Annotated in this window: 20 protein-coding genes and 1 pseudogene; 10 read left to right on the forward strand and 11 right to left on the reverse strand. The window is 46.1% G+C overall.

What is annotated here, in order from left to right; translation table 11 throughout:
• Positions 1–565: 565 nt before the first annotated feature.
• The 4 genes and pseudogenes from pelA to H5336_RS16865 all read left to right on the forward strand — a co-directional run bounded on the left by pelA (position 566) and on the right by H5336_RS16865 (position 6,430).
• Positions 566–2,802 (forward strand): annotated as a pseudogene (pelA, locus tag H5336_RS23665) (pectate lyase).
• Positions 2,803–3,470: 668 nt separating this feature from the next.
• Entirely contained in the window at positions 3,471–4,625 is a 1,155-nt protein-coding gene (locus tag H5336_RS16855; protein WP_185235395.1) for a hypothetical protein, read from the forward strand.
• Positions 4,625–5,350, forward strand: a complete 726-nt coding sequence (locus H5336_RS16860) for a hypothetical protein (protein WP_185235396.1) — start codon at positions 4,625–4,627, stop codon at positions 5,348–5,350. The genes H5336_RS16855 and H5336_RS16860 overlap by 1 nt, the downstream gene beginning before the upstream one ends.
• 189 nt (positions 5,351–5,539) lie before the next feature.
• Positions 5,540–6,430, forward strand: coding sequence for a DMT family transporter (locus H5336_RS16865; RefSeq protein ID WP_185235397.1), 891 nt, complete (start codon positions 5,540–5,542; stop codon positions 6,428–6,430).
• A 78-nt stretch (positions 6,431–6,508) separates the two neighbouring features.
• On the opposite strand, the gene H5336_RS16870 is transcribed toward H5336_RS16865, so the two are convergent.
• From H5336_RS16870 to H5336_RS16880, 3 genes are all read right to left on the reverse strand, one after another.
• Positions 6,509–7,420 carry a 3'(2'),5'-bisphosphate nucleotidase CysQ family protein gene (locus H5336_RS16870; protein ID WP_185235398.1) on the reverse strand — a complete coding sequence of 304 codons (912 nt, stop codon included), beginning with the start codon at positions 7,418–7,420 and terminating at the stop codon, positions 6,509–6,511.
• Between the two features lie 94 nt (positions 7,421–7,514).
• Positions 7,515–8,516 carry an oxidoreductase family protein gene (locus H5336_RS16875; protein WP_185235399.1) on the reverse strand — a complete coding sequence of 334 codons (1,002 nt, stop codon included), beginning with the start codon at positions 8,514–8,516 and terminating at the stop codon, positions 7,515–7,517.
• Between the two features lie 1,089 nt (positions 8,517–9,605).
• Positions 9,606–11,279, reverse strand: a complete 1,674-nt coding sequence (locus H5336_RS16880; protein WP_185235400.1) for a right-handed parallel beta-helix repeat-containing protein — start codon at positions 11,277–11,279, stop codon at positions 9,606–9,608.
• 7 nt (positions 11,280–11,286) lie between these two features.
• Here H5336_RS16880 and H5336_RS23475 point away from each other — a divergent pair, with 7 nt between their 5' ends.
• Positions 11,287–11,421 carry a hypothetical protein gene (locus H5336_RS23475; RefSeq protein ID WP_281385658.1) on the forward strand — a complete coding sequence of 45 codons (135 nt, stop codon included), beginning with the start codon at positions 11,287–11,289 and terminating at the stop codon, positions 11,419–11,421.
• A 517-nt stretch (positions 11,422–11,938) separates the two neighbouring features.
• Here the strand turns inward: H5336_RS23475 and H5336_RS16885 are convergent.
• On the reverse strand, positions 11,939–12,988 hold the full coding sequence (locus H5336_RS16885) for a DUF481 domain-containing protein (RefSeq protein ID WP_185235401.1): 1,050 nt from the start codon (positions 12,986–12,988) through the stop codon (positions 11,939–11,941).
• Positions 12,989–13,765: 777 nt separating this feature from the next.
• On the opposite strand from H5336_RS16885, the gene H5336_RS16890 reads away from it, so the two are divergent.
• On the forward strand, positions 13,766–14,713 hold the full coding sequence (locus H5336_RS16890; protein WP_185235402.1) for an alpha/beta hydrolase family protein: 948 nt from the start codon (positions 13,766–13,768) through the stop codon (positions 14,711–14,713).
• 171 nt (positions 14,714–14,884) lie between these two features.
• On the opposite strand, the gene H5336_RS16895 is transcribed toward H5336_RS16890, so the two are convergent.
• Entirely contained in the window at positions 14,885–15,316 is a 432-nt protein-coding gene (locus H5336_RS16895; protein ID WP_185235809.1) for an alpha/beta hydrolase, read from the reverse strand.
• A 226-nt stretch (positions 15,317–15,542) separates the two neighbouring features.
• Here H5336_RS16895 and H5336_RS16900 point away from each other — a divergent pair, with 226 nt between their 5' ends.
• Positions 15,543–15,884: an RCC1 domain-containing protein gene (locus H5336_RS16900; protein WP_185235403.1), complete on the forward strand. Its 342-nt coding sequence runs from the start codon at positions 15,543–15,545 to the stop codon at positions 15,882–15,884.
• Between the two features lie 540 nt (positions 15,885–16,424).
• Positions 16,425–17,492 carry a GGDEF domain-containing protein gene (locus H5336_RS16905; protein ID WP_185235404.1) on the forward strand — a complete coding sequence of 356 codons (1,068 nt, stop codon included), beginning with the start codon at positions 16,425–16,427 and terminating at the stop codon, positions 17,490–17,492.
• Between the two features lie 202 nt (positions 17,493–17,694).
• Here the strand turns inward: H5336_RS16905 and H5336_RS16910 are convergent, their stop codons facing one another.
• The 5 genes from H5336_RS16910 to H5336_RS16930 form a co-directional block, all read right to left on the reverse strand.
• Complete coding sequence (locus tag H5336_RS16910) at positions 17,695–18,051, reverse strand: hypothetical protein (protein WP_185235405.1); 357 nt, start codon at positions 18,049–18,051, stop codon at positions 17,695–17,697.
• Between the two features lie 8 nt (positions 18,052–18,059).
• On the reverse strand, positions 18,060–18,854 hold the full coding sequence (locus H5336_RS16915; protein WP_185235406.1) for a DUF6402 family protein: 795 nt from the start codon (positions 18,852–18,854) through the stop codon (positions 18,060–18,062).
• A gap of 451 nt (positions 18,855–19,305) precedes the next feature.
• Complete coding sequence (locus H5336_RS16920) at positions 19,306–19,764, reverse strand: thiol-disulfide oxidoreductase DCC family protein (RefSeq protein ID WP_185235407.1); 459 nt, start codon at positions 19,762–19,764, stop codon at positions 19,306–19,308.
• A gap of 383 nt (positions 19,765–20,147) precedes the next feature.
• A complete protein-coding gene (locus H5336_RS16925) occupies positions 20,148–20,447 on the reverse strand; it encodes a type II toxin-antitoxin system RelE/ParE family toxin (protein ID WP_185235408.1) in 300 nt (99 codons plus the stop codon).
• Between the two features lie 5 nt (positions 20,448–20,452).
• Positions 20,453–20,710, reverse strand: a complete 258-nt coding sequence (locus H5336_RS16930) for a type II toxin-antitoxin system ParD family antitoxin (protein ID WP_185235409.1) — start codon at positions 20,708–20,710, stop codon at positions 20,453–20,455.
• Between the two features lie 87 nt (positions 20,711–20,797).
• Between H5336_RS16930 and H5336_RS16935 the strand changes: the two genes are divergently transcribed.
• Together H5336_RS16935 and H5336_RS16940 are read left to right on the forward strand one after the other, a co-directional pair.
• Entirely contained in the window at positions 20,798–21,439 is a 642-nt protein-coding gene (locus H5336_RS16935) for a recombinase family protein (RefSeq protein WP_185235410.1), read from the forward strand.
• A 105-nt stretch (positions 21,440–21,544) separates the two neighbouring features.
• Positions 21,545–21,721, forward strand: coding sequence for a hypothetical protein (locus H5336_RS16940; protein WP_185235411.1), 177 nt, complete (start codon positions 21,545–21,547; stop codon positions 21,719–21,721).
• A gap of 156 nt (positions 21,722–21,877) precedes the next feature.
• Here the strand turns inward: H5336_RS16940 and H5336_RS16945 are convergent, their stop codons facing one another.
• Positions 21,878–23,137: a PDDEXK-like family protein gene (locus tag H5336_RS16945; protein ID WP_185235412.1), complete on the reverse strand. Its 1,260-nt coding sequence runs from the start codon at positions 23,135–23,137 to the stop codon at positions 21,878–21,880.
• Between the last annotated feature and the right edge of the window lies 1 nt (position 23,138).

Here is a 23,138-nt window from a genome sequence, read left to right on the forward strand (position 1 = left end):
TAACGCACAATGATACTTTTGCTTCAACGATGTGTATTCCGTTTAATTCCTGTGGTTACTGGTAAAGCGGGGGTTTTAGTTGCTTCTAAAGTTGATTTAACCGTGATAGCTACACCTAAATGTTACGCAATAACTATAAGTGTCATTACTCCGCCCAAAAGCTGAACTTTTTAACCGTATTTGACGGCTACGTTAAGTGAATAAACGCTAGAGCGACGAGCATTTTCCCCATACGAAATTATGTCTTTTCGGGGGTTAATCATTACCTTTTCGCAAGAAGGTATGTGTTCATTATTAGACATTACAATGGTTTTGGTGGTTATGATTTGTGGCCCCTCTGAATATTATTATTTTGCCATTAAGCGCAGTAAATCGGGTGTTGGTTTCGTATTGCTTCCATTACGGTCGGCGCGGGAAAACGTTTCCCTTTTATAAAAATAAATATTCATATAACAATACACAGACTCAATCAAAGGCGTTACTTAAGTCTGCGCTCAATACTGAGGACTGCGGCTAGATACACTTAGTAAAACACCTAAATCCTAAATTTCAAGTGAGACAGAAGATGAATAATAAATTCAACTCAATCTTCAGGTTCTGTGCTGCTATAGACGCTACGGCACTTAGTTTTGGAGTCTATGCAGCCACAGGTTATGCAACACTTAACGGAGGTACAACCGGCGGTGCCGGGGGGCAAACAGTTTGGCCTCAAGGGGTACTCAAATTCATGAGGCAATTTGTTCTTGAGCAAATGATAATACGCCTCTCATTATTCATGTTGAAGGCACTGTTACTCCAAGCAATACCAAAAAAGCGAGCGGTAGTTGTAATACAGCCGATGGTGTTATTGAACTGAAGAAAATCAGCAATATTTTCATTTTTGGTGTTGGTAGTGGTGCACTTTTCGATGAAATTGGTATTCGCGTGCGCTCTTCATCCAATATTATTTTACAAAATTTGCATGTTAGGTATGTTAAAAAATCAGGGTCCCCTACCTCTAATGGTGGTGACACTATTGGTATGGAATCGAATGTGTCGAATGTATGGGTGGACCACTGTACATTAGAGCAATATGGCGGTGAAAGTGATGGTTACGATTCACTGTTTGACCTTAAAACCAATACCAAATATGTAACGCTTTCCTATAGTATTCTGAGAAACTCTGGTCGTGGTGGGTTTGTAGGTTCCAGTGATAGTGACGACCAAAATAATTACGTTACCTTCCATCATAACTACTACCAGAATATTGATTCACGTACCCCGTTGTTGCGTCATGCAACCGCACACGCGTACAACAACTATTATGATGGCATTAATAAGTCTGGCATGAATCCACGTATCGTTGGGCGCATAAAAGCACAAATCAACTATTTTGAAGATGCTAAACCCCCCCTCGGTACCTTTTATACCGATGATATGGGGTATTGGGGTTTTAGCGGTAATATCTGGGGGCCAGGTGTTACTTGGAGCAGCGACACCAGTGGAACACATCCTGCTGGCCAAGCCCTTCTTCTACAACGTCCATTAGTATTCCGTATTCTTTCTCGCTTGACGATGCCGGCTGTGTTCTGCAAATTGTGTTGCAAACGGCGGGCGCAAATAATGGCCTGAGAACTTCGGATGGCTCTTGTAAAGTTGATAGCTCCTCAAGTTCTTCCAGTAGTATGTCAAGTTCCAGTGTTAGTTCAAGCTCTGCGTCCAGCTCTTGCGGAACTGAAAGTCTATGCTGGAACAGCGAATTCTTCATCCAGCATTAGCTCTTCTTCAAGTTTAAGTTCCTCGTCTAGCTCAAGCCTACCAAGCAGCAGCTCGTCAATTTCAAGCTCCAGTAGTTCAAGTAATGGTAGCGCGCCCACGCTTTCTCAAAGTGGTAACCCCGCGCAAAACCGATTCAACAGTGTGAAAACTAAATGGAGTAGCAATAAGGCAGACATCATTTTGTCTCACCAGTACGACAATGGTGGCTGGCCTAAGAATCAGGATTACGACTCTACCGGTAGCGGTGGCAACGATAAGGGTACTTTCGACAACGGTGCAACGGTAGCTGAAATGGTTTGCTTGGCTCAGATTTACCAGAATACCGGCAATACCAAGTATAGAAATACTGTACGTAAAGCGATAGATTTCGTGTTGGATGCGCAGTACTCAAAAGGCGGGTGGCCTCAGTGTTACCCACTACGTGGTGGATATTCAGATCACGTAACCTTTAACGATAATGCTATGGCAAGCGTATTGACGGTATTGCACAACGCACATCAAAAGAAAGCACCGTTTAACAACGAGATATTCAGCGAAAGTGATCGTATCGAAATGAAAGGTGACATTGATAAAGGCGTAGATTACATTCTTAAATCACAATGGAAGCAAAACGGTAAGCTAACCGTTTGGTGCGCGCAGCACGGTAACGATGACTACAAGCCAAAAATGGCCCGTGCATATGAGCTGGAATATTTAAGCGGTAGTGAATCGGTAGATGTTATTGGTTTCCTTATGACTCAACCGCAATCTTCCGAAATTAAAGCAGCTGTTAAAGCGGCCATTGCGTGGTTTCGTAGCCCAAATACCTATTTGGCAAATTACACTTACGATAAGAGTGTAGAAGAAAAAATTGTGTATAAGTCGGGCAGTCAAATGTGGTATCGCTTCTACGACCTGCGTTCTAATCGGGGTTTCTTTAGTGATCGAGACAGCCGTAAAGTGTACGACATAATGGATATTTCCGAAGAGCGTCGTAACGGTTACAGCTGGGGTGGTAACTATGGCGATAAAATTATTTCATACGCAAATAGCGTAGGTTATTAATTGCTCGTAGCCCGTCATTGACGAATGAAAACGCCGGTAGTTCCGGCGTTTTTTTTGCTCTGAAATTGCTTTGTGGATCTGTGAATGCTAACCGCCGTTTCGTTCAAGGGCCTTTAATTTAGATAGGCGATTTGAGCGCATTAGTTGATGCCAAGCTTGTTCGATTGCGGTTAAACCAGTCTGTTTGATTTGTGCGCACGAATACACACAAGCGCTATAGCCCACCGCACCCTGCTAGTGGGGCTGAATGCATGTTTTAAGTTGGGGGTAAACTTACGATGAAAATTGGAACTCAGGAGACAAAATTCGCTGGAAATTCGGGTAACATACTTTAGGGCACCTCTATTAATGCGCTTTGCTCCCCTGGCTATACGTGGGTTCATGGGTAAAACGAGCGTTACAGGAAAGCCGGTGGGCAGCCGAAAAAAATGAGCAGCGCGCATGAATCGTACGCGAAGCCCCGCAGGGCGCGGGCTGGCAAAGCTTCTTGCGGCGTTGACCTACTGGGAAAGGCAAGTTGCCTTCTGCTACTGCTACGCACAGGGCCATACATTAGGTTTGCTAGGCCGCGTTGAGCATAAAATCAATTAATAGAAGTGCCCATCACCACAATGGGAAATAGGTGGTCTATACCGCCTAAATATTGTATCTAAAGGAGCTTTAACGCTATGGCAAGTGCACCTCGGCATATCGACGATATCGGTGGTTATATTTACTTCTCGAACAACACCAAAGGCCACTCAGGCAAGCCGGTTAAAATTCATACAAGGCTGTTCGTTGACCTCTTTTGTGCGCTAGACCCGAGCACAAACGAAGGGCAAATGATCATTCGCGACATTGAAAATCTTCGCGCTAAGTTGTCCACCGATAGTTTGCCCACACCGGCTATGGGGCCAATAGACCCACCGCGCATGGGCGCCGGGCATAAGCAGCGCTTAGATGCATTGCGGCGTGCACAACGCGGTATGGCTGAGCAGCAGCATATGCAACGGGAGCGAACGCTAGTGACCCAGAGTGTACGTGTGTATTACCATATTAATCAGAACCCAGGAGATGCAGCGCCTACGGTGTATATTTCTGAGGTGCAGATTCAGCATAAGCGGAGTAGCAATGCTGGGGGGTTATACGATTATGTGAGCCGTGGTCGAGGTGCTAAAAAGCTACAGGCAACCACCAACACTTCGTTAAATAACCGAGATGTCTTTATTAGTGGCGCGACCGATATTCTAAGTGATGCGATAGAAGAAGCTATGCAAGTTACTAATAACCCCTCACCAGCGCTATTTTACTGCCCCTCACAAACGGCTAATGACCTCCATATTGGCAAGCAAAGCCGATTGGGCGGTGATACCCAAAAATTAGTGAATGATCTGGGTGAAATTCTAAATGACAACCAACGCAATAAGGTTGCTTGGTTTGTGAAAGGCGAAGGGGCGGGTTTATTGAGCCATGCCTTAGACAAGGTTACCGGCGCGCTAGACGGGCACAGTTTTAAATTTGATAACGCCAGAACGCAGCTGCCCAAACTATTAGAAAAATTAAATCAGCGAAAGGCCCAGGTCTCGGGGGAGTTTCTAAATTACTTCCAAGACAAACAAGCCTTGTTGGCGATTGTCAGCCAAAAGCAACAATTGTTGGAGCAGTTGGACGCCCTGCCTGCCGGTAGCGGTTACGATAAAATAACGCGCCGGTATTTAACCGAGCGTATTTCGGCATTAACCGATAACCCCTCAGCCAATCAAGTTACTGGTCAGCAGCAAAATCTTCGTGGTGCGGCATCGACTTTTGTGGGTGCGCTTCAGGCTACCCATAAGGCTGTTTAATGAAGCTACCTGAATTATTTGAGGGCCCCACCTTTAGTGAGGGCGATATTGTTAGCTTTTCATTTGATGAGGCGGCTGTTTCACTAAAGGTTGTCCCGTTACCCAGTAATAGCACCAAGCTTAACAGGGTGAGTGTACAAAGTGATTTTATCGAAACTGACCTCGCCGGGTGGCAAGTGCTTGGTGATACGGGATTTTTCGATAGAGACCTTGTAACCCAAAGTTGGTGTTATTATCGATGTGATAACCATTTGGATTTGGCGGCTATTTTTTTTAAGGTCAGTGTTTTACGGCATTCGGATAAGGAGGCCGATAGTTTAATGAGCATGAACTATCAGCATTTCTATAATGTATTGCTGGATGATTTTCGTGAATTACATGGGGATTTCAAACCCAAAATATTGGAGGGAAGCCCCTCGGTTGAAAACGATTTTTTGGCGCAAGCCATTCCACATGAGGATATTGACGGCTTGCGCGTTAAACAATTCCTCAATGAGGGGGCTCCCTACCCAAGTACCTGTGGCTACTTTTCGTTGGGGCGACGATATACATTACGAGTAAATTTAGAATTGGGTTCGCTCGACTACGCTGATTTTGCTAACCCCTTTAGCGATGAATTCCTTCAGAATGTTAAAGAACAACTCTTCGACGATTTTTTAGCTAACCTTTCCATTGAATATACTAACGAAGCCAAACAAACCATTCGCCGGTTAGCCGAGGGTTAATGGTTATCGGTGTAATGGGCGGCCGCGATGCTGTCGCCAGGCTAGCATTAAAGGCCTAATGCTTTGCTGGTTTGAAGGCTTAAGTGCAATATCCTGCGATACTATTTTAGTCCTAAGCCTTTAAACGCATAGTGAGTTGGCTAAGAAATGGGTATTTTGCAAGCTTTAGGCAGGATGTATAGCTGAAGTATGCCCACTTTTCTCCGAAACACCGTTCCCATCTCCGTTTGGTACATGCTCATCTCCGCCCTCGGGTTTGCGTTAATGGCCGCGTGCGTGAAAGGCGTGAGCAGCCACGGCATACCGGTGCTGGAAATTGTTGTCGCCAGAGCGTTGGTTTCGGTTGTTCTCAGTTACGCGGATATCAAACGCAAAAAGCTATCGCTGTGGGGCAATAATAAACCTTGGCTTATTGCCAGAGGCTTGGTGGGCGCATTCACCCTAATGCTGGTCTACTATGCGGTTACTGTCCTGCCGCTGGCAGAAGCCACTATTTTACAGTACCTGCACCCGGTATTTACGGCGGTACTGGCTTTTTACTTTTTAAAAGAAGCTATTCATCGCTCTACGATTATTTGCATAGTGCTCAGCCTTTTGGGTTTATGGGTAATGATTCAGCCGAATCTAATGCCGGCACATACCGGCCTAGCAAGTGCGGTACAGTACAACTGGCTCGCCATTGGCGCCGCTATTGGTGGTGCGCTGGGCAGTGCTATTGCGTACATTATTGTTAAAAAACTCACCGCCACCGACGACAGCTCGGTGATTATATTTTACTTTCCTGTTATCTCCCTCCCCATAGCGCTTGTGCTACTAGGCCGAGATTTTGTAATGCCTAGCTTGGGTGTTGCAGGCGCCTTGGTACTGGTGGGCATATTCACCCAGGTGGGGCAGGTAGGCTTAACAAAAGCCTTGCACAGTGCCGACGCCAATAAAGCAACGGCTTACGCCTATGTACAGGTAATTTTTGCTGCGGTTATTGGCTGGGTGTATTTTGGCGAAATTCCGACCCTTACAACGTTTGCGGGTGGTGGTTTGATTCTTCTGGGGGCGATGGTGAATGTGTTAGGCCGACGATAAATGCGGTGGGGGGTGAGCGGTTGAACGACTTCATGCAAGTATTTACAAGCACTTAGGCCAGCGAGTGGCCAACTTAAATTACACCCAAAAATTGTTTTCTCTTAAGCTCATTATTGCTTCGGCAATACCCTTGCCCGAAGTAAAGATAACCCCCTGCTGATTCATAAAGGTTGAACCTTTGGGGTTTAAATTCAATGGTTCGCCGTAAAAACCGCTTACCCAGCCGCCGGCTTCCTGAATAATGCAGGCGGTTGCGCTAAAGTCCCACACACTGCCGCCTCCGGTGGTCGCTTTGGGGAATTTAAAATAACAGGCTAGGGGGTTGCTCAATACCGCGCAGGCATTTTTAACGGCGCCGTTGCCGTATATTTCGGTGTAGCCATTTGTACCCAATTCAGCGGCTATTTTTGTAAGAGAATTTTGGGTGGCTGAATAGTGGGCTGCGGTTTTAAAGCTGTTATCGGCATACACCGTTAAGGTATCGTCGCTATCGGTGCCGGGCTTTGCTACCTGAATGGGTTTACCGTTTTTAAAAGCGCCGCCGTTTTTTATGGCGGAATATAGCGTGTTGTTTACCGGGTCGTATACAACACCTATAACAGGCGTTCCAGTTTGCGATACTAGGGCTATAGAAACCGCATACCCGGCTTTCCCCTGGGTAAAGGGCAGGGTACCGTCTAGTGGGTCTATGCACCAATAATAGGGTTGGTTAAAACGGTTCTTAGTTTGCTGGTTATGGTGCTCGGCGCTTTCTTCGGAAAGCAGCGCCAAGTTGGCGTGGTTGCCACGTTCTAACAGGAAGCTGTTAATGAGTTGGTCGCAGTGGCGGTCTACCTCGGTTACCACTTGCGAAGCCAGGCTGCTGCCGGAGGCCTTGTGCTCAACTAGCAATGTGCTGCGGTCTACACCGGCGATATGGTTGCCAGCGGCTATTGCGGCCTGTTTTGCGGTATTACAGAGTTGTTCCAATGCTGTGTATTCAAGAGACATAGGCAGGGTGAGCGCTGGTTCAGGGTTCAGGGTTAAGGCTATGTATTGGCGTTAGGTGTTAGGTATTTGGTTTTAGGTATTCGGTTTTAGGTGATTAGCTTGGGTGTGGCAATAGGCGTTCAATAACCCGCTGGGTTAAGCGTTCGCTGTAGCTGTTTAGCTTCCAGTGGTCGGGGCTCCAGCCTTTCAAAAATCGGTGAAAGTCGGCCCAGGCAACATCAAATAGAGATCGCCATTCCTGTTCCAGTTGTACTGTACTCACCTGCGGGTGCTGTTCGCTCACGGCTGTTTTCAATGTTTGAAAATAATGGTTTAGCAGGGGCGTTTCCAGCTTTTCACATTCGTTGTCGTTAAGGCAGCTGCCGATAAAATAGGCCACATCCTTCATGCCGCAACCCGCGCCAATGTATTGAAAATCCACTGCGGCAACGGGGCTTGCGGCAGTACCGCTGTTTGTTGGGGTAAAACAAAAGTTAGCCAGCTTGGCATCGCCGTGTACCAGTGTTTGGTAGTGACATTGTTTTAGCGCATGGTCAATAAGGGGGGCGGCTTGTTTAAGACGCTGGTCTGCGAGTGCCGCCAGTTCTTCCGGGCGGGTGCCCAGATGCCAGTAGGTGCCGCAATCCCATAAGCCTTCACTCGGTTGCTGTAAGAATGTCGCATGAAAGTGGGCTAGCCAACTTAAGCAGGCATGAACATCCTGCAGGCTGGCGCTGCTTTTTATGTCAGAAAACCCAGCAACGGACAAATCTGTTAGCAGCAAATAGGTTTCATGGTGGCTTTCACTTACGCTCAGGCTTTCTGGCACCGGGCAGTGTTGGTTACACCGCTTGGCGTAGTGCTGATACCAGTAGGTTTCCACTTGGTAGGATTTAAGCTTGCGCTGGTGAGATAAGCGGCTATTCCAGCCGCGCGGGTGATCGGCCGATTGGGGCAGCCGAATATGTTTGAGAATTACCGAGTTGTGAAGGCCACCTTTTAGGTGAATCCGCACAATTTCGCCGTAGCCACTCCAAAGCGATTGGATTTGTTCGGTTGCCGTTATACTGCCGCCATTGGCTAAGGATGTAATGATGCTTTGGTAGGTGGTTGTCATTGTTCTCATTATACAATGGGGTTAATTCAAAACAGTAATTTCATTGAGGTGCCCATTAGACCAACTCTAGTAGGGCAAACGGGATAATTAAAACCGTAAGTGGGCCCTGTTTGAAGAAGGCGTGAATCACGCCAAGTAAGGCACGTACAAAACAATGATTACTGGTTAGCTGTTTTAATGTCAATCTTGAATATCAAGACGACAAGTGCTTGAGCGCTTTTAGACAATAACCGTTTAAGGGCCATAATTCCCCCAAAAACATAGTCGCTGGAAGTCAAGTTAGAGGTGGGTTGAGGGTTAAATTACAGGGAAATAATGCATGCTTTAGAAAGCGCAAAACGCATGGTTGACGTTGATTCCGTGCCTTCCGCTATGTAAAGGATCATCAGAGCGAATAGTGGCTTCATCAAACCAAAATATCTCAGCCGCTTTCTTTCTAGCGCATGCTCTAACTTTAGGGTAGACGTCGTCAACCCATTCTTGCACCGCTTTCTCGTCTCGCCCTATGTAGCGGTTTTTGTGACGTCAAGCCCAGTCGATGCAGAATTTGCCGACACCGGAAATACTTAGGGTAACGCCAAATCTTTCAAGAATTAAATCAGCAACAATTTGGCGTGTCTACAAACCAAAATTAAAACCATGCTGCCTAGGATCTTCACCGATTATCCACCTCTTTATTTCTTGCTCTTCAAGATCGGATAGTGTTCCAGTGCGCGCCTTGGGAGCCAGAGCTTCAATTTCTTTTACTCGTGCTAATCGCAGGCAGGTGAAAATTGTTCTGCTTACAAGACCAAAACTGCGTGTCACTTCGGCCGCTGTTTCACCATCATGTACTCGCGGTATGGCTATCTTGCGGCTAAACGCTGTTCTTCTGTACTAAGTTTTCTTGTGTCATTTTTAATGACTTTTATTCTACAGGTTTTAAGTGGCGCGTACTGATTATTGGTTACCCGTTAGTGTGATACAAAAATAAAACGCCCATTATCTGATGTCTTAATTCCAGCTCCAAGTCAACCTAGAACCATCGTTCTAAATTGCCGTTGAACTTAGTCATTATCCTTTTTGTTTTTGCTATTTTTTTCTCGATATTTAATCTGAAGGTAATGGGATGGTTCCGCTAAGGTCAGCTCCAAATCCTACGGCAGGTGACCCACCTTGCAAAGAATAATCGCCGGTAGGCGGACTTACAAAAAGAATGTCGTCGGGAATTTTTGAAAAGTAGTTTTCTGTCATGTGTAAGTCCTCTTCATTATCCGCATAGCCCGATATTTCTATACCATTCATGGGGCATTTGGCACCTTGAGCACCATTAAAGTAATTCCAGCCCCCTGACTGATCAGATCCGATGGATTCATAATGTGTGAAGATGTTATTTTTAAAAGTATAGGTTTGCACCTCCGGTAATAGATTACAGAAAAAGTAAAAAACATTGCCAGTGCCACGACCATAGAATGTATTGTTGGTGAAATAAAATTGCGTGCTATTAGGCATCCTATTCAGTGTCATGATCGCCTTGTCTCCGCCTACGAATACATTGTTGTAAACATACAATGGTGCCTGACCGCCAATATACATAAGCCCCTTCGCCTCAGTAGAGTCTGGGTGCGCTTGCACAAAATTGTTATAAAATTGGCCACCTGTTCCTGGGTTTAGCTGTAATCCGCCACCGTGCGAGCCACTATTATGCAATGCGTAATTTCTTATGGTGTTGTTGTAGACCTTAACGTCGGTTATTGCCGCTCCGAGCTGTATGCCATCGTTCCCTGTATTTTCAATTTTGTTGTTATAAATTTCCACTCCAACCAGTGACGCCTGTGGCGCACTGTTGATTCCACAATTGGTTCCAGATGGCCCATCGGGTAAATCATAATGGGAAGTACCAATATATAAACCTTCCCACCGAGCGCCATTGACATGATTATCATGCACTTTGGTATTGAATTGGGTGAACTGCGAACGAGTCCACTCTAAATGACATTCCGTACCAAACGGGTATGTACGTACTAAAATTCCCGATCCACCCGCATTGTCAATTCTAACGTGGTCTATTTCAAAATCAGATGTACCGTTGGTGGCATCAGCACCTGCGCCTTCTGAGTTAATGACATGGATGCCATAAAAATCCTCACGGCTTCCCGTGCCTGAAATATGAATAAATTGACTATTGGTTACATTAATACCCCGCTGCCAACCAACTGTATTCAAAGTTACCTTGCCATCACAATTAACGATCTTAACTGGGTTGCCTTCGCTACCAGTAACATCACTAATAGACATGCCTTTGGCCGTATCAACGGGTTGCATACAGTAGGTTTTCCCAGGAGCGTTAAGATTAGCTAAAGAATAGGTTTTACCTCCGTTAGTCATCGGTACGAAGTCATCACAGTAGCCACCGTCAGTTTTTAGCGTGCAAGCAATACCATCACCAGCAGCCGGAGGCGCCGAAGGAACTGCAGATTTTTCAACACTGATCACGCTTTCAATATCACCGATAGCGGTTACAACCACAAAATAGAGTTGATTGTTATCAAGACCGATAATAGTTGATTGTGTTTGTGAGATGCTCGCGAGCCTTCCCGCCCCAGCCAAGTTTGTATAATTGGCTATAGAGTCAAGCGGTAATAAACTTTCTTTTGCATAGTAAATATTATATCCGCTGGCGCCCTCGGCAGCCGTCCAGCTAACATCAAGTTCGGAATTGCCCGCTATAACTGCAATATCCTGTGGAGCCAATAGGCTTGAAGAGCTGCTGGAACTCATCACAGAGGAGGTGCTTGAACTTGTTGCTGAAGAACTGCTTACTGAAGAACTGCTTACTGAAGAACTGCTTACTGAAGAACTGCTTACTGAAGAACTGCTTACTGAAGAACTGCTTGATTCCACACTTAAGGAGCTGCTTGATTGACGGCTAAGTGATGCCCCAGCACTCGAAGAGCTTCGAGCGCTTTCATTCGTCCCGCCCCCCCCACCACAACCAGAGATTAGAAGTAAGCAAATTAAGCCTAACGAATGACGATATGGTTTCATTAAGAACTCCAGGTAAGAGGGCGACTGGGAAAGGGTTGCGGCCGTCAATAAAGAATAGTGTAACTCGCACTCAAGTGTAGCGGCTAGGGGGAAAGTTAATTTTAAAAATAATTGTATCAAGCTATTTTTGGGCCAAGTACCATTCTCCACCGCTCTAAGTTTTTAACGGGGTATTTGCTCTCAATACCCATGCTGTAAATACCCACTCACCGCCGCCAGAGCGGGCGCCCCTCAGGCCGAGTTGTTCGGCCCTTGGCAGGCTGGACTATCTATTTGACGAATCCATAGTCATCTACGCCAAGCGTTACTGTGGAAGGTGGGGCAGCTTACTAAAAGCATGTGAAACCATTAGGGTAATGCCAGTAGGAATTATCGCGAAAATACAGGGCTAAACGTTAAAATTCATACCCAATTCCCACCACTAAGCGGGTATCACTTTTTTCGGGAAGTGCATTTTCAGAAGCCACGGGATTGCTAACATGGTCCAAAACAAACATGACAGAAAGATCAAAATCGGAAATCAGCTCAATATCCAAACCTGTTTCCAAATGTTGTAAATAGCCCCCGGCGTCTTTACCAACGGACTGAAAATCCCAGTAGAAATCAAAATCGATATCCTTGGTTATTTCAACTCCGAAGTCCGTTCCCAGGGCGTAAACGGGGTTTTGCTTTTTATCTTCTTTACCTGCTTCGACGGTTATAAAGCGTGTCATTTGATAACCCGCGCCGGTGTTAACACTCCACGAGGTTCGCTTACTATCGATAATGAAATAACCTGGCCGAAAGCTGTAGGAAACACGTAAATCAATATTCTGAAATTTGTCGCGATAGGCTTCTAAAGCGATAGGACGTAAAAACCAGTTGTTGGATATAAACCAATCACCATTAACATTGGCTCGATGATTGTTTTCCGTTTCTACCGATTGCGTTAGGGAAAAGCTACTCAGTAATTTCAATTGCAGCCGACTAGAAGATGTACGCCGCTGAACATCAAAATCAAAGTTGTAATCCTGCTGCTCGGTATTTCCCCCCCGCATATTGCCGCCGAAAGATAGTTTGCCCGACCATAAGTTCCAGCCTTGCTTACCACTGGCGGCGATGGAAACCAGTGCACCACGCTGAAAGGGTTCAATGTCTGTGTCGTTTATCAGACGAATCAACGAGCCCTCAACTAAGACTAAACCATCCGCAATGCGGCCATTTTCAAAGCGTAAACTTTTGTGGGTATGCGTGCGAGCCACAACAACATCATCCCAATCGAGCACTAACAGCCCCAGCTCATCGCTATCGAACTCCAGCTCTTCCCGATACATGGATATAAGCTCACCCTTTAGCCACTCACCTGAGCTGAGTTGGACCCAATCAAACTCAGAGGGCATAGCCGGGGCGGCGGGTGACCAGCCTGCATCACCGTTAACCCGAGAGTGTAGGGTTTTATCATGCATGTACTCTGGGGTTGGGGTATCACGGCGGGGTTGGGCCTCTGCCAAAAGGCTAAATAACAGGGCAGCGCTGCAGATTATGATGATGTAACGGATTTTAAACATAGGGCTGAGTAAAGAGGGGTGATGGGCTATTCATTAGCCACAAGCCGTGACTACCTGAAGTAAGTTAGCCCACCATTATATTACATTTGTCGCTATTACGAACATTCCGAGCTTCAGTAAATTGTCTATTGGCTTGAGTGAATACCGAGAAGTCTATTTCAGGCCCTACCGAATCATTTATCGAATTATCGCGCTGCATGTATATGTCATGGTGATTGCTGTTGGTCGTCGTGACATGCAAACTCTTCTACAGCAACGCCTGCTTCACGCATAAATTGTTGCTATGTCGGATCTTCGTGGCGTGATTAACCTCTGGTAAAACGCTGCTCCATTTACTCGCGCTCATTCGTAGAAAAAGATAATCGCGATCATCTCATTTTAGTCAACGCCTGGTTTATTATGCTGGCGCCACCACCTATGACTACGCCGTTCAGGGATTGAATGTAAACCCAGGAGACAGTGTAAAGGTTGTGCTACACGGAAATATTAATAATTAAGCGCAATCTCCCTGAATACGGCTAATACTAGACGTTTTGTTTAGTGCCCCATTTTTGGTTTTAGACGATATAAACGCGATTTGCTTTTATTAATATCAACGGCGCTGACTCCCCTAGATCTGTGAGTTAATTAGGGGGGGGAGTGATCCACGGCCCTATATCCATCGTAAAGCCTTGTATGAAGCATTCAATGTTTATGGCGGTGATACTGGCAAGTGCCCTGGCTGCTTGCGGTGGCAGCAGCAGGAACGAAATGGCCAGCACCCAACTGCCGCTCTCGCCTACACCGCTGCCAACGCAACCGGTTACTATTACACCTGCTCCGTTACACCCCGAACCGCCGCAAATCATGGCGGACAGCATCGCATTTCAGTGGGGCGAGCATTCCCTCCAATGGGGCGAACTTTATTTACCCCCCAATACTCAAGAGCCATGGCCAGCCGTAGTGATGATTCACGGCGGCTGCTGGCAGTCGAGCTACACACTAGAACTGCAGGCTGCACTTTCGCAGGCGCTGGCCGAGCGAGGCTACGCAGTGTGGAATATTGAATACCGCAGCCTTGGCTCCGGCGGTAACTGGCCCGTCATGTTTCAAGATGTGGCCGCTGCAACAGATTACCTGGAGCAGCTTGAAGCGATTTACCCCATAAATATGGATGCAATTGTGGCCATTGGCCACAGTGCGGGAGGGCACCTTGCCCTCTGGCTGGCCGGGCGCGAGAAAATTGCGGAGGAGAGCGAGCTGTACCTTGAAGCGTTCGTTGCCATTAAAGGTGCCATTACCTTGGGCGGAATCAGCGACCTGCAATCCCCTGCTTGCGGTGGCGCCGCCAGCGCCATTATAGACAGTACAACGTTGACTGAACCGAGCTTAATGGCACGGCTGGAGAGTTCTTCGCCCATTCACATGCTGCCCATTCACAAGCCAACGGTGTTAATTAGTGGAGAGCGAGATGGCATAGTGCCTCCTCGATTATCGGAGGCCTATTTTGTGTCGGCGTTGGCAGAGGGCGATAGCAGTGACCACATCGTATTGGAGGATGCTGGCCACTTCGACCTTATTAACCCCCAAGCGCTCGATCTTGGGATTATTGAGAGCGCGATAGAGATGATTACCCGTCAATGAATAACATGCCTTTCTCGCACAGGTTTTTGTTTAGGGCATTAAACGTTTATTGAATATTTTCCTCTAGTGCAAAGCGGTTATTGGGGCGCTTGCTGGTCGAGAATAGCTCTGAATACCAGAGCAAAGCTGCCCCTTTTTGGTTGTCGTGTGGGTTAACACGTTAACGAGTGGTTATAACATATTGATAAGACGCAACCACTCAAGGCAACGCTGAGACCAATTGTCGACCGTGCTCGTTGTAGTCTCCCCTCTACCTTGTTCGAGAGCGAAGCCATGTTCCCCTTGGGCATAGATGTGCATTTCGACCGGTACGTTTTGTCCATGTAGACGAGAAAAAAGCTTAATGCTCGACGAAACCGATGCTTTTGAATCGTTGCTTGCGTGAACAATAAATGTTGGTGGAATTTCGTTGAGTGATAGACATTTCCCCGGTAGCCCGAATATTTGCCAAAACCCACCGTAAACGGGAATCCAGAATTTTGGTTTGGCAGAGGCGCCATCGATTTTGTCTGTGTTCTCACGTTCATCGTGATTAATGGCCAATTTCGCCGAAAGGTGGGCACCCGTAGAGAAGCCAATTGTGCCTATTTTATCCTTATCTATGTTGCCCCACGCCTACGGGTTCCTTCTTCACTTATGAGGAGTAACACCACAAAGCTTGGATTCAAAATAATTGTTGTTTTCTTTTTTAAGCCTGATCTGCAGAAGAGGCAAGCTGGTGGTGAACTTACTGATTGAATCTGGCACGGGATAATGTTTTTTGCTTTAGTTGACAAGACCCGAAAGGGTGACGCCCTATACCTTTTCAGTTAAGAGCTAAAAAAACAATTTGCCCCCTTTAATTGCACTCTATCCCAATAGTGCTGACAGCGGGCATACCTGCGCAGCTTACGAGTATGGGGTGAGTTGTTGGGGATCGTCTGCGGATGGTGTGCTCAGTGTGCCATCAGGATTAAACGATGTTATCGATGCCTATGCAGGCTGGAATATCTCCTGTGCCCTGCAATCAGACGGCCTCCTTTTTTGCTGGGGAGACAGTGCTATCCCTGAATACGTGAGTAATCACAATATTGGCAGCATTACACAAGTAGAGGGCCGTTATGCACATATCTGCGTGAGAAATGAAAGTTTTCTCCATTGCGGCGGAAAAGGCGCTCTGCTTTTGCAATAGGTAAAGTCTTGATGTAATTGACATTATTGGTGTTGCTAACAAAATCGCCCTCTATACCATAGAGGGCGATTTTACTATTCGCTTTGAAAAGTAAAAGCCCACAACTGAACCTGCAGCGCACTGAAGAACGTAAGGGTTTCGGAGGAGTAGGCCGAGTTCACCCGAGCCTTCCAGAACAAAGGAAATCGCAGAGTGGCAGTCAAAAAAATGGCGAGCGTATGGGGCAACCGTATATATAGGCGTACAGATTAAAAACTTAGGGCATGCAGCAAATAAAAACTCAAGTATTAGGAGGGTGTACTAAACCTCTCTAAGGTGGATTGTCATCTAGAGCGCGCCCGCAGGCAGCGGGAGATCTGTATTGCTTCGTCACATTCCTATGGTTATTTACATTCTTACGTACATTTTTCACTTCATTTAAGTGGCAAAGTGGCTACTATTGATGGTACATCATTAACCGAATAGGCCAAGACTATCGACACTGTTAGAGGCAGGGGGGGAAAGCTCAACGATTATCATGAAATTCGAAAACGAATTGACATGGATATAATCTCTCGCAGTAGCTTCGCCATCGCCGTTCATTGCATCATATATCCTGTAGTTTTTTATCCCTATGGGTTATATGCCAGTAAGCCATTGGTCGCTTGGGGGCTGACGAGTGCGGCATTTGCTCTTAGTGGCATTAGGGTGGTTCATATTCAACTGACCAAGGTTTTATATGATCGCTTTCCCATTACTTGGATGAATACGTTTACCGTTCTCTCTCTTTCGCACGCTTTAGTGTTAAGTATTCTCCTGGTGGTGGTTTCCTTTGACCCCGAGTTAGAGCTTGTTTATAGCGTTAGCCTAGTTGTTTGTGCGGGAATGGCTAGTGCGGCGATATCGTCATTATCGCCGAAGTTATTTATGGCGATAAGCTTTCCGCTAATTTTGTTATTACCTGCAATCGTAGCAAATTTATTCAGTGAAAACATGAAGTCGATGAGCGTCCTTATGGCGGCATATTTGACATATCTCATATTGCTGGCAGTTCGTACAAACAAAGAGTACTTGCGTACATTTGATATAGAAGGAGAGTTAAAACTTCAGAAGAAAGAGCTGGAAATTCTTAGCCGAACAGACGCGCTTACGGGGCTTCATAACAGAGGCTATTTCAACGCTTTGTATAATATGGTTTGGGATTCCTGTGTGCGGAACAAGACAGACCTTACTTTTGTGTTGTTGGATGTTGACCACTTCAAAAAGGTTAATGACAGTTTTGGGCATACCAGCGGTGATAAATGTTTAAAAGTCATTGCGAACGTTTTGAAAAGTGCTTTAAGCCGTAAAACGGATATTAGTTGTCGTTATGGCGGTGAGGAGTTCGCTATATTACTTGCTCAGACGCCTCTAAGCGATGCAAAGAAAGTTGCTGAAAAAATAAAATACAGAATTGAAGAAAATGTAGTGGAAAATGGAGAGCATAAGATACGTTTAACCGCGAGTTTTGGCATTGCACATATATCGCCTACGGCTGATGATAAATCTATTCAGCTAATTGAGCATGCAGACAAAGCACTCTATTTGGCAAAAAAATCGGGCCGAAATTGTATTAAAGTCTATTCTTGATCCGGTTGGGTAGCCTCAGTAACTGGTCATGAGTGCTATGGGTTCGGTCAAACATCACATGAAGCGACTGTTATTTTCCAGCTCCAACGGCCATTGAGCAACCTTTTCTTGAAGGGATAGCCATTGGCCTTGGTTTAGCGTATCACCTTTGGCAAATTACCGAGAATGTAAGAAGGGTCACCCACCGAAATTGACTCTTCAATTATTTTACGTCGCTTAATGGCCAGTCCAAAACAAATTTAATTGCGACACTATTGTCTGTCCAGTGTACATCTCGAATCAATTGAAGCATTTCCACGTCTTGTTCTCTTAGCCGCTCACCTTGGCCATTGTATAACTGCACGTAACCGGGTAAGTCACCAGAGTTTCCCGGTGTGAGTGGTAGCAGCGTGGTATATCGATACACAACCAGATAGTGATCGGATACAGGGCTGTGGAGCGTTTGAAATTCCAAGGCGCAGCAGGCGCGTTTTATCGGGGGAAAATTTAGCGCAGTAGCAATAGCAATAGCCAGTCCGATTATGGCAAACGCGAGCCATTTAACGAGGGGTTTTGTCACGGGCAGGCCTATTTTTTGAATGTAAAAGTATTGTGGGTGGTTTGTGTCAGGTAGCGTATGTCTGAATATACCAAAAAATCGCCACCTAGATTATTCTGTTGTCGCCATTTGCGGAAATCTGAATTGTGAACAGCATCGCCACCGTTAAACATTGTTTTTCCAACCGAGTTATCTTCCGCATCCCAGTTGCCCAGGCTTTGGTCCTCTTCAGGTGGGTCATTAAAGTCGTATGAGTCTTTAATGTAAATGCCAACTTCGGTAATCGTGACCGTATATTCACCTGTTGCTCTGGTCACTTTTAAATGACTGGGTGCGCCGGGTGCACCGGGTGCAACCGGAACCTCCTCAAACAACGGTTCAACGTTTCCAACAACTAACATGTTAAAGGTGAACCTTGCGAGCGCTGCTTTAAGGTCATCCATTGGGCCAAAGGCGATATCCCAATTGCCGCCTACCACACGAAATTGAATCGAATCGTTGTCGGCAACCGGTAGCGGTGTTTTCGGCATGCCAAATGACTTTGCCTTCTCTTTAAGTAGGTCTTTACGCTTAAGTAGTTTAATGATCTCGGCTTGTGCAGCGGGGTTTATCCATACCTTTTCCCGAACCAGTTGATTGTATACTTGCAGAGCTCGCGGATAGCCAAGAACCCAAGCCATGGTTACCTGTGTGGTAGAGGCTACGCCCCTTTCCGGGTTGGAATTCGCCGCGCCGCTAAACCAGTTGTCCATTAGGCTGGCGCCTACCGGCCAGTTGTTGGCGCGCATAATGGAGGGAATTGTGGTTATGTCGAAGTCGGCCATTGTTTCTTCTCTGTCGGGTAGGAAAGTTTTGAAGGTATCGGCTAACGGTTTAGTGGTAGAGAGGTTCCCTGGTGGGCACGCACGTTAACACCTGAATAGGGGTGCCCCGGTTGGTGAACAAAATACCCGCCCCAATACTGTATTCGGGTAATAGTAAGGCCTTTCGCTGCGGTTTCATATTGAACCTAGCGGCCATTTGTTACTTCTTTAACTATCTAACGGGGTATTCTAGAGAAACTATTGGCCAGAGCGAAGTAACTGATTCACATAGCGCACAGACTACTGCACATAGTGCGCTGTCTACTGTAAGCATAGTGCCGATTAAGGGGCGTAGCGTCGTTGATATCTTTATTAACGCACCAGGCAACAAGTTACATAAATAACATGAATAGCCTTTAATAAACGTGTTGATCGTGGTCGGGTAGTTAAAAACCACTGTCTTTAATGCGTATTAAAAATCTGCGTCTTCGTCCATATTTTTAGCGCAGTGGGGGGGTGTAGTACGCCTTTGAGATGCCTCAGCGCTATTTAAACACACGTCATTATTTATACACCGACGTCCAGTGAGAAAAAATGCGAAGCCCATGCGGTGCTTGGCAAAAAACAAGTAAGCCTTATCGGCAAACCAACGCACCAAAGGCCAGCGCAGTACCTTGAGCCAGGGCTTTTTGCCCACCAGGCCCCAGGCCGTTGCGGTTACATCCAAACCGTAAACGAGCGTTCCATCAGGGGTTTGGCCATGCAGTATTTGGTCGGCTGCTTGTAAATCGATGTTGGGGTAGCGCTGGGAAAAGTCCCGGGCGTGAATATCTTCCAAGCAAAGCCGGGAATGATGGTCATAGTTTGCCAGTAGCGTCATCTCCGCAGCACAGAGCGGGCAATTGCCGTCGTAAAATACCGTAAATTTCATAGGCTGCAGGCCTGCCATTTGGGCTCATTCGTGTTTTGTAAATGGAGAGTTAGGCCAAGTGCAAACTTGCATATGCGCCCCTGTAGTTGTTTACGTTCAGATTAAAGATTTAGATGGGTTAAGGGTGGTAACTATTGCGGCACCCCAAATGGCGGGGTAAACAAGTGCGACTTTTAGACCAATGGCTAGTGCAGTAACTATGAGCCCATTGAAATATGACGCATCTGATTATTGGGTCCGTTAGCCTTGGAAATGTCAAGTGTAAGGTCTGACTCCTCTGGTTTTAGACCCTTTTGGTTTGAACCCCTCTGGTTTTGGAATTATCAATATGAAAAGCCGTTCGAAACTCGCTCAGTTTCTGCTAGGTATTGATGGTTGTTGGGCTATTTTAAGTGTCGCTGAGGGTTTTGGCGGCCATGTAATACGCGGATAATTTCTAACGTATCAGGCGTAACCCTGTAAAACAGGGTATGGCTTTCAATAACTAGGCTCCTGGCTCCTGATAGGAGGTCAGAGCGATCAACGCCTATCAGGGGTTGTTCGGTAAGCGTCCAGAACTGTTCTTTTATATTCTCAAGGTAGCTTTCGGATTGGGTTTGGCCCCATTGCCGAAGCCCGTACTGGTAGATGTCTTTAAGATCAGTTTTGGCGACAGGCGCAATAACGAGCTGGTGTGCTGGCATAAGGCTCAGGCCTTAATGTCGTCAAACAAAGAGTCCAGTGCGGCTTTTGATTCAATGGCGATACCTTCACCGCGATCTAGCTGATCAGTACCAACTTTCAGTTGTTCGCGTAAGCGGGCCAATTTCACTTCGTGGATCCAGTCTTCGTGTGTATCCATAAACCGGAGCGCTTCGCGAATCACTTCGCTGGCATTGTTGTATAAGCCGCTTTCAACTTTGGCCTTAATGCGAGACTCTAGTTCGGTAGTCAGGGACACATGCATGATGACCTCCAAGGGTAGACATTTATACAGATCATGCTAGGTTCGAATACAAAGATTGTCAATGTTTGTATTGTGGCTGCGAGCAGTATGAGTATTGATGAGCAGCAGACACTAAAGCGATGTGCTATCTACTCGCGTTCGTCTGTAGAGAAAAATAATCGCGATCTTTTCGACTCCGTCAGTGCCCAATTTATGGCCTGCGCCGACTTTATAGGTTCTCATGTGGGCCAGGGTTGGCGGCTGGTAGATACAATCTATGAGGACAGAGGTTTATCCAGCAGTCATAGGCGGCGTGCAGGTTTTCGGTGTCTACTCAACGATATCAAGCTTGGTTTGGTTGATATTGTAGTTGTTCATCGGCTGGGTCGTCTTAAAAGAAATCTGGCCGATTTTCAGCAAATCATGGCGGAGCTAAACGCTCACAGAGTACCGCTTGTTTCTGTTGCTCAGCAAATTGATCTGTCACATCATGTTGGGCGTTTAGCGACAAAGCTGGTTGTGAAACGATTAATGAATCTTGCGGGGCTTTCAGAGGAATTGTTTACGGTTCATCAGATGCAGCTAGTTATGAAGTTAATCGATAGAGTTACGGTGTATGCAGACCGGCTCGACATTGATTTCAGTATCGAAGGCTTGATGGATCTGATTCTTGAATTGCTGGCAGATCGGCCAGACTTGGTGAGGATGTATCGGCAGCTGTATTCGTCAGCTAGAAGTCATGGACTTTGATTTCCATATTATTTTTTACTCGCTGTTTCGGTAGGTTGCACCCACGCTTAGCAATGCTGCATACAAACCTTTCTCCATAACAATTTTAGGACATCCAATAATTTGGTGAATAACCTTGATCGGTTGGCTGAAAATAGCTCAATGGTGAAAGCGCGCGTGAAGAGCAAAGTGTATTCATTTGATCTGGATGCGCTTGAAAGGGCGGTGCGCTATTACGGTAAGGTTGGTACTAAAAAATTCTTTGCTGATGTTCTGCCTGAAAGTCAGTTGAGTTATGGGTAGGGACTTCCTGCACAATCATTCAGAATTTGGCGAACTGATCCGTATTGTCGGCGACGACCTTTCCATTGAGCCAGCTTTGGTCGAGAAAGATTATTGGATAATGCATTGTCTGTATGGGTTGCAACAGTTGGGTCATCATCTTATAGCTAAGGCGCTCTACCTATCCTCAACAACGACATCAAGAAGCGGGCGACACGCTAGCCATATCCCTTTAACCAGGCTTAGTAACTCTTTTGAGGGAACACAGCGCGCATCTTCAAACGGGATAACGGCGCCTATCTGTATTTGATAATTCGATTTTTTGTTGCACAAGGTGTCATAAGCAGCTATTAACCACGCCTCCTGTGGCTTCACTTTCGGCTCGGTAGATTCAATGGCGGTTCGCAAGTCAAATTCAAGTGTCGCATCAACAATTGGTACTGAGCGCTGACTAGGGTACCGGCGTTGCACGCTGGTACACCATGGTGAGAGGCGTGGTTCCCGATCAATGAGAGGCTCCAAATTTTCGACAACTTCTGCAATCAAAACCCGAAAGCGTTCATATCCTAGCGACGTTAAATTCTTTCGAAACTGATTTTGAATACTATTCGGGATGGTAATTGAGGTATGAACCCAAAAGTCACTAATAGAGAAGGTAAAATGCGGGAACGCGGTATGGCTGTCCTCTCCGCTGGATTTATCTAACCGGAGGAAGTCCCACACGTACTTAGACTTTGTACCGGTAATCGCGCCACGGCCACCAACGTTGGGGTTAATTTTTGCATCCCGACAGAATGCCGTATCTTTTCGAATCTCTTCCAGTGCCAGCTTAATTAAACGTTTTGCTTCCGCATAGTTATACGGTATTTCTTTACAAAAAGGGATGCCCGCAAATACCGTGATATTGCCTTCTTTCAAATAACCCGCATCTGTAAACTTTCGTTCAGCAACCTCAAAATAATCCGCTGTGGAACGTGCCCACCGTGAGCTTGCCTTTTGCCCAATCAACCATTCGTAAATCTCGGCCCATGTTGTCGATAATAGCCATTCTTTCGGTTTTATCGTGGTTTTAAACGCTTCAATCGATAACACCGTAATGTCGTCAAAACCACAACGTTCTGCTGTTCTATAGTGCCGTACAAGCTGATCCGTAGTTAAACGGCTTTCCACCTTGCTTTCAATTAATAAGCACCAGCCATCATCGTTATAAATCCATGCATCGGGCAGTCCACGGCGTTCAGCTTCGTCTTCTGGCGGTTCTAGATCACCCGCAATACTTTGTTCAATAATGTGTAGCTTTGCTGATTGGCCTGGGTCTGCGCACCCAACATGCTTCAAAAAACTTTTCAATAGGCCTTTATCCTCTTGCAGCGTAGAAGCCAAAGAATGAGTTAGCTTGTTTTCGGGTTGACTATATTGGTCGTAAACATTTCGCATG

The organism is Teredinibacter franksiae, from assembly GCF_014218805.1.
Lineage (GTDB): Bacteria > Pseudomonadota > Gammaproteobacteria > Pseudomonadales > Cellvibrionaceae > Teredinibacter > Teredinibacter franksiae.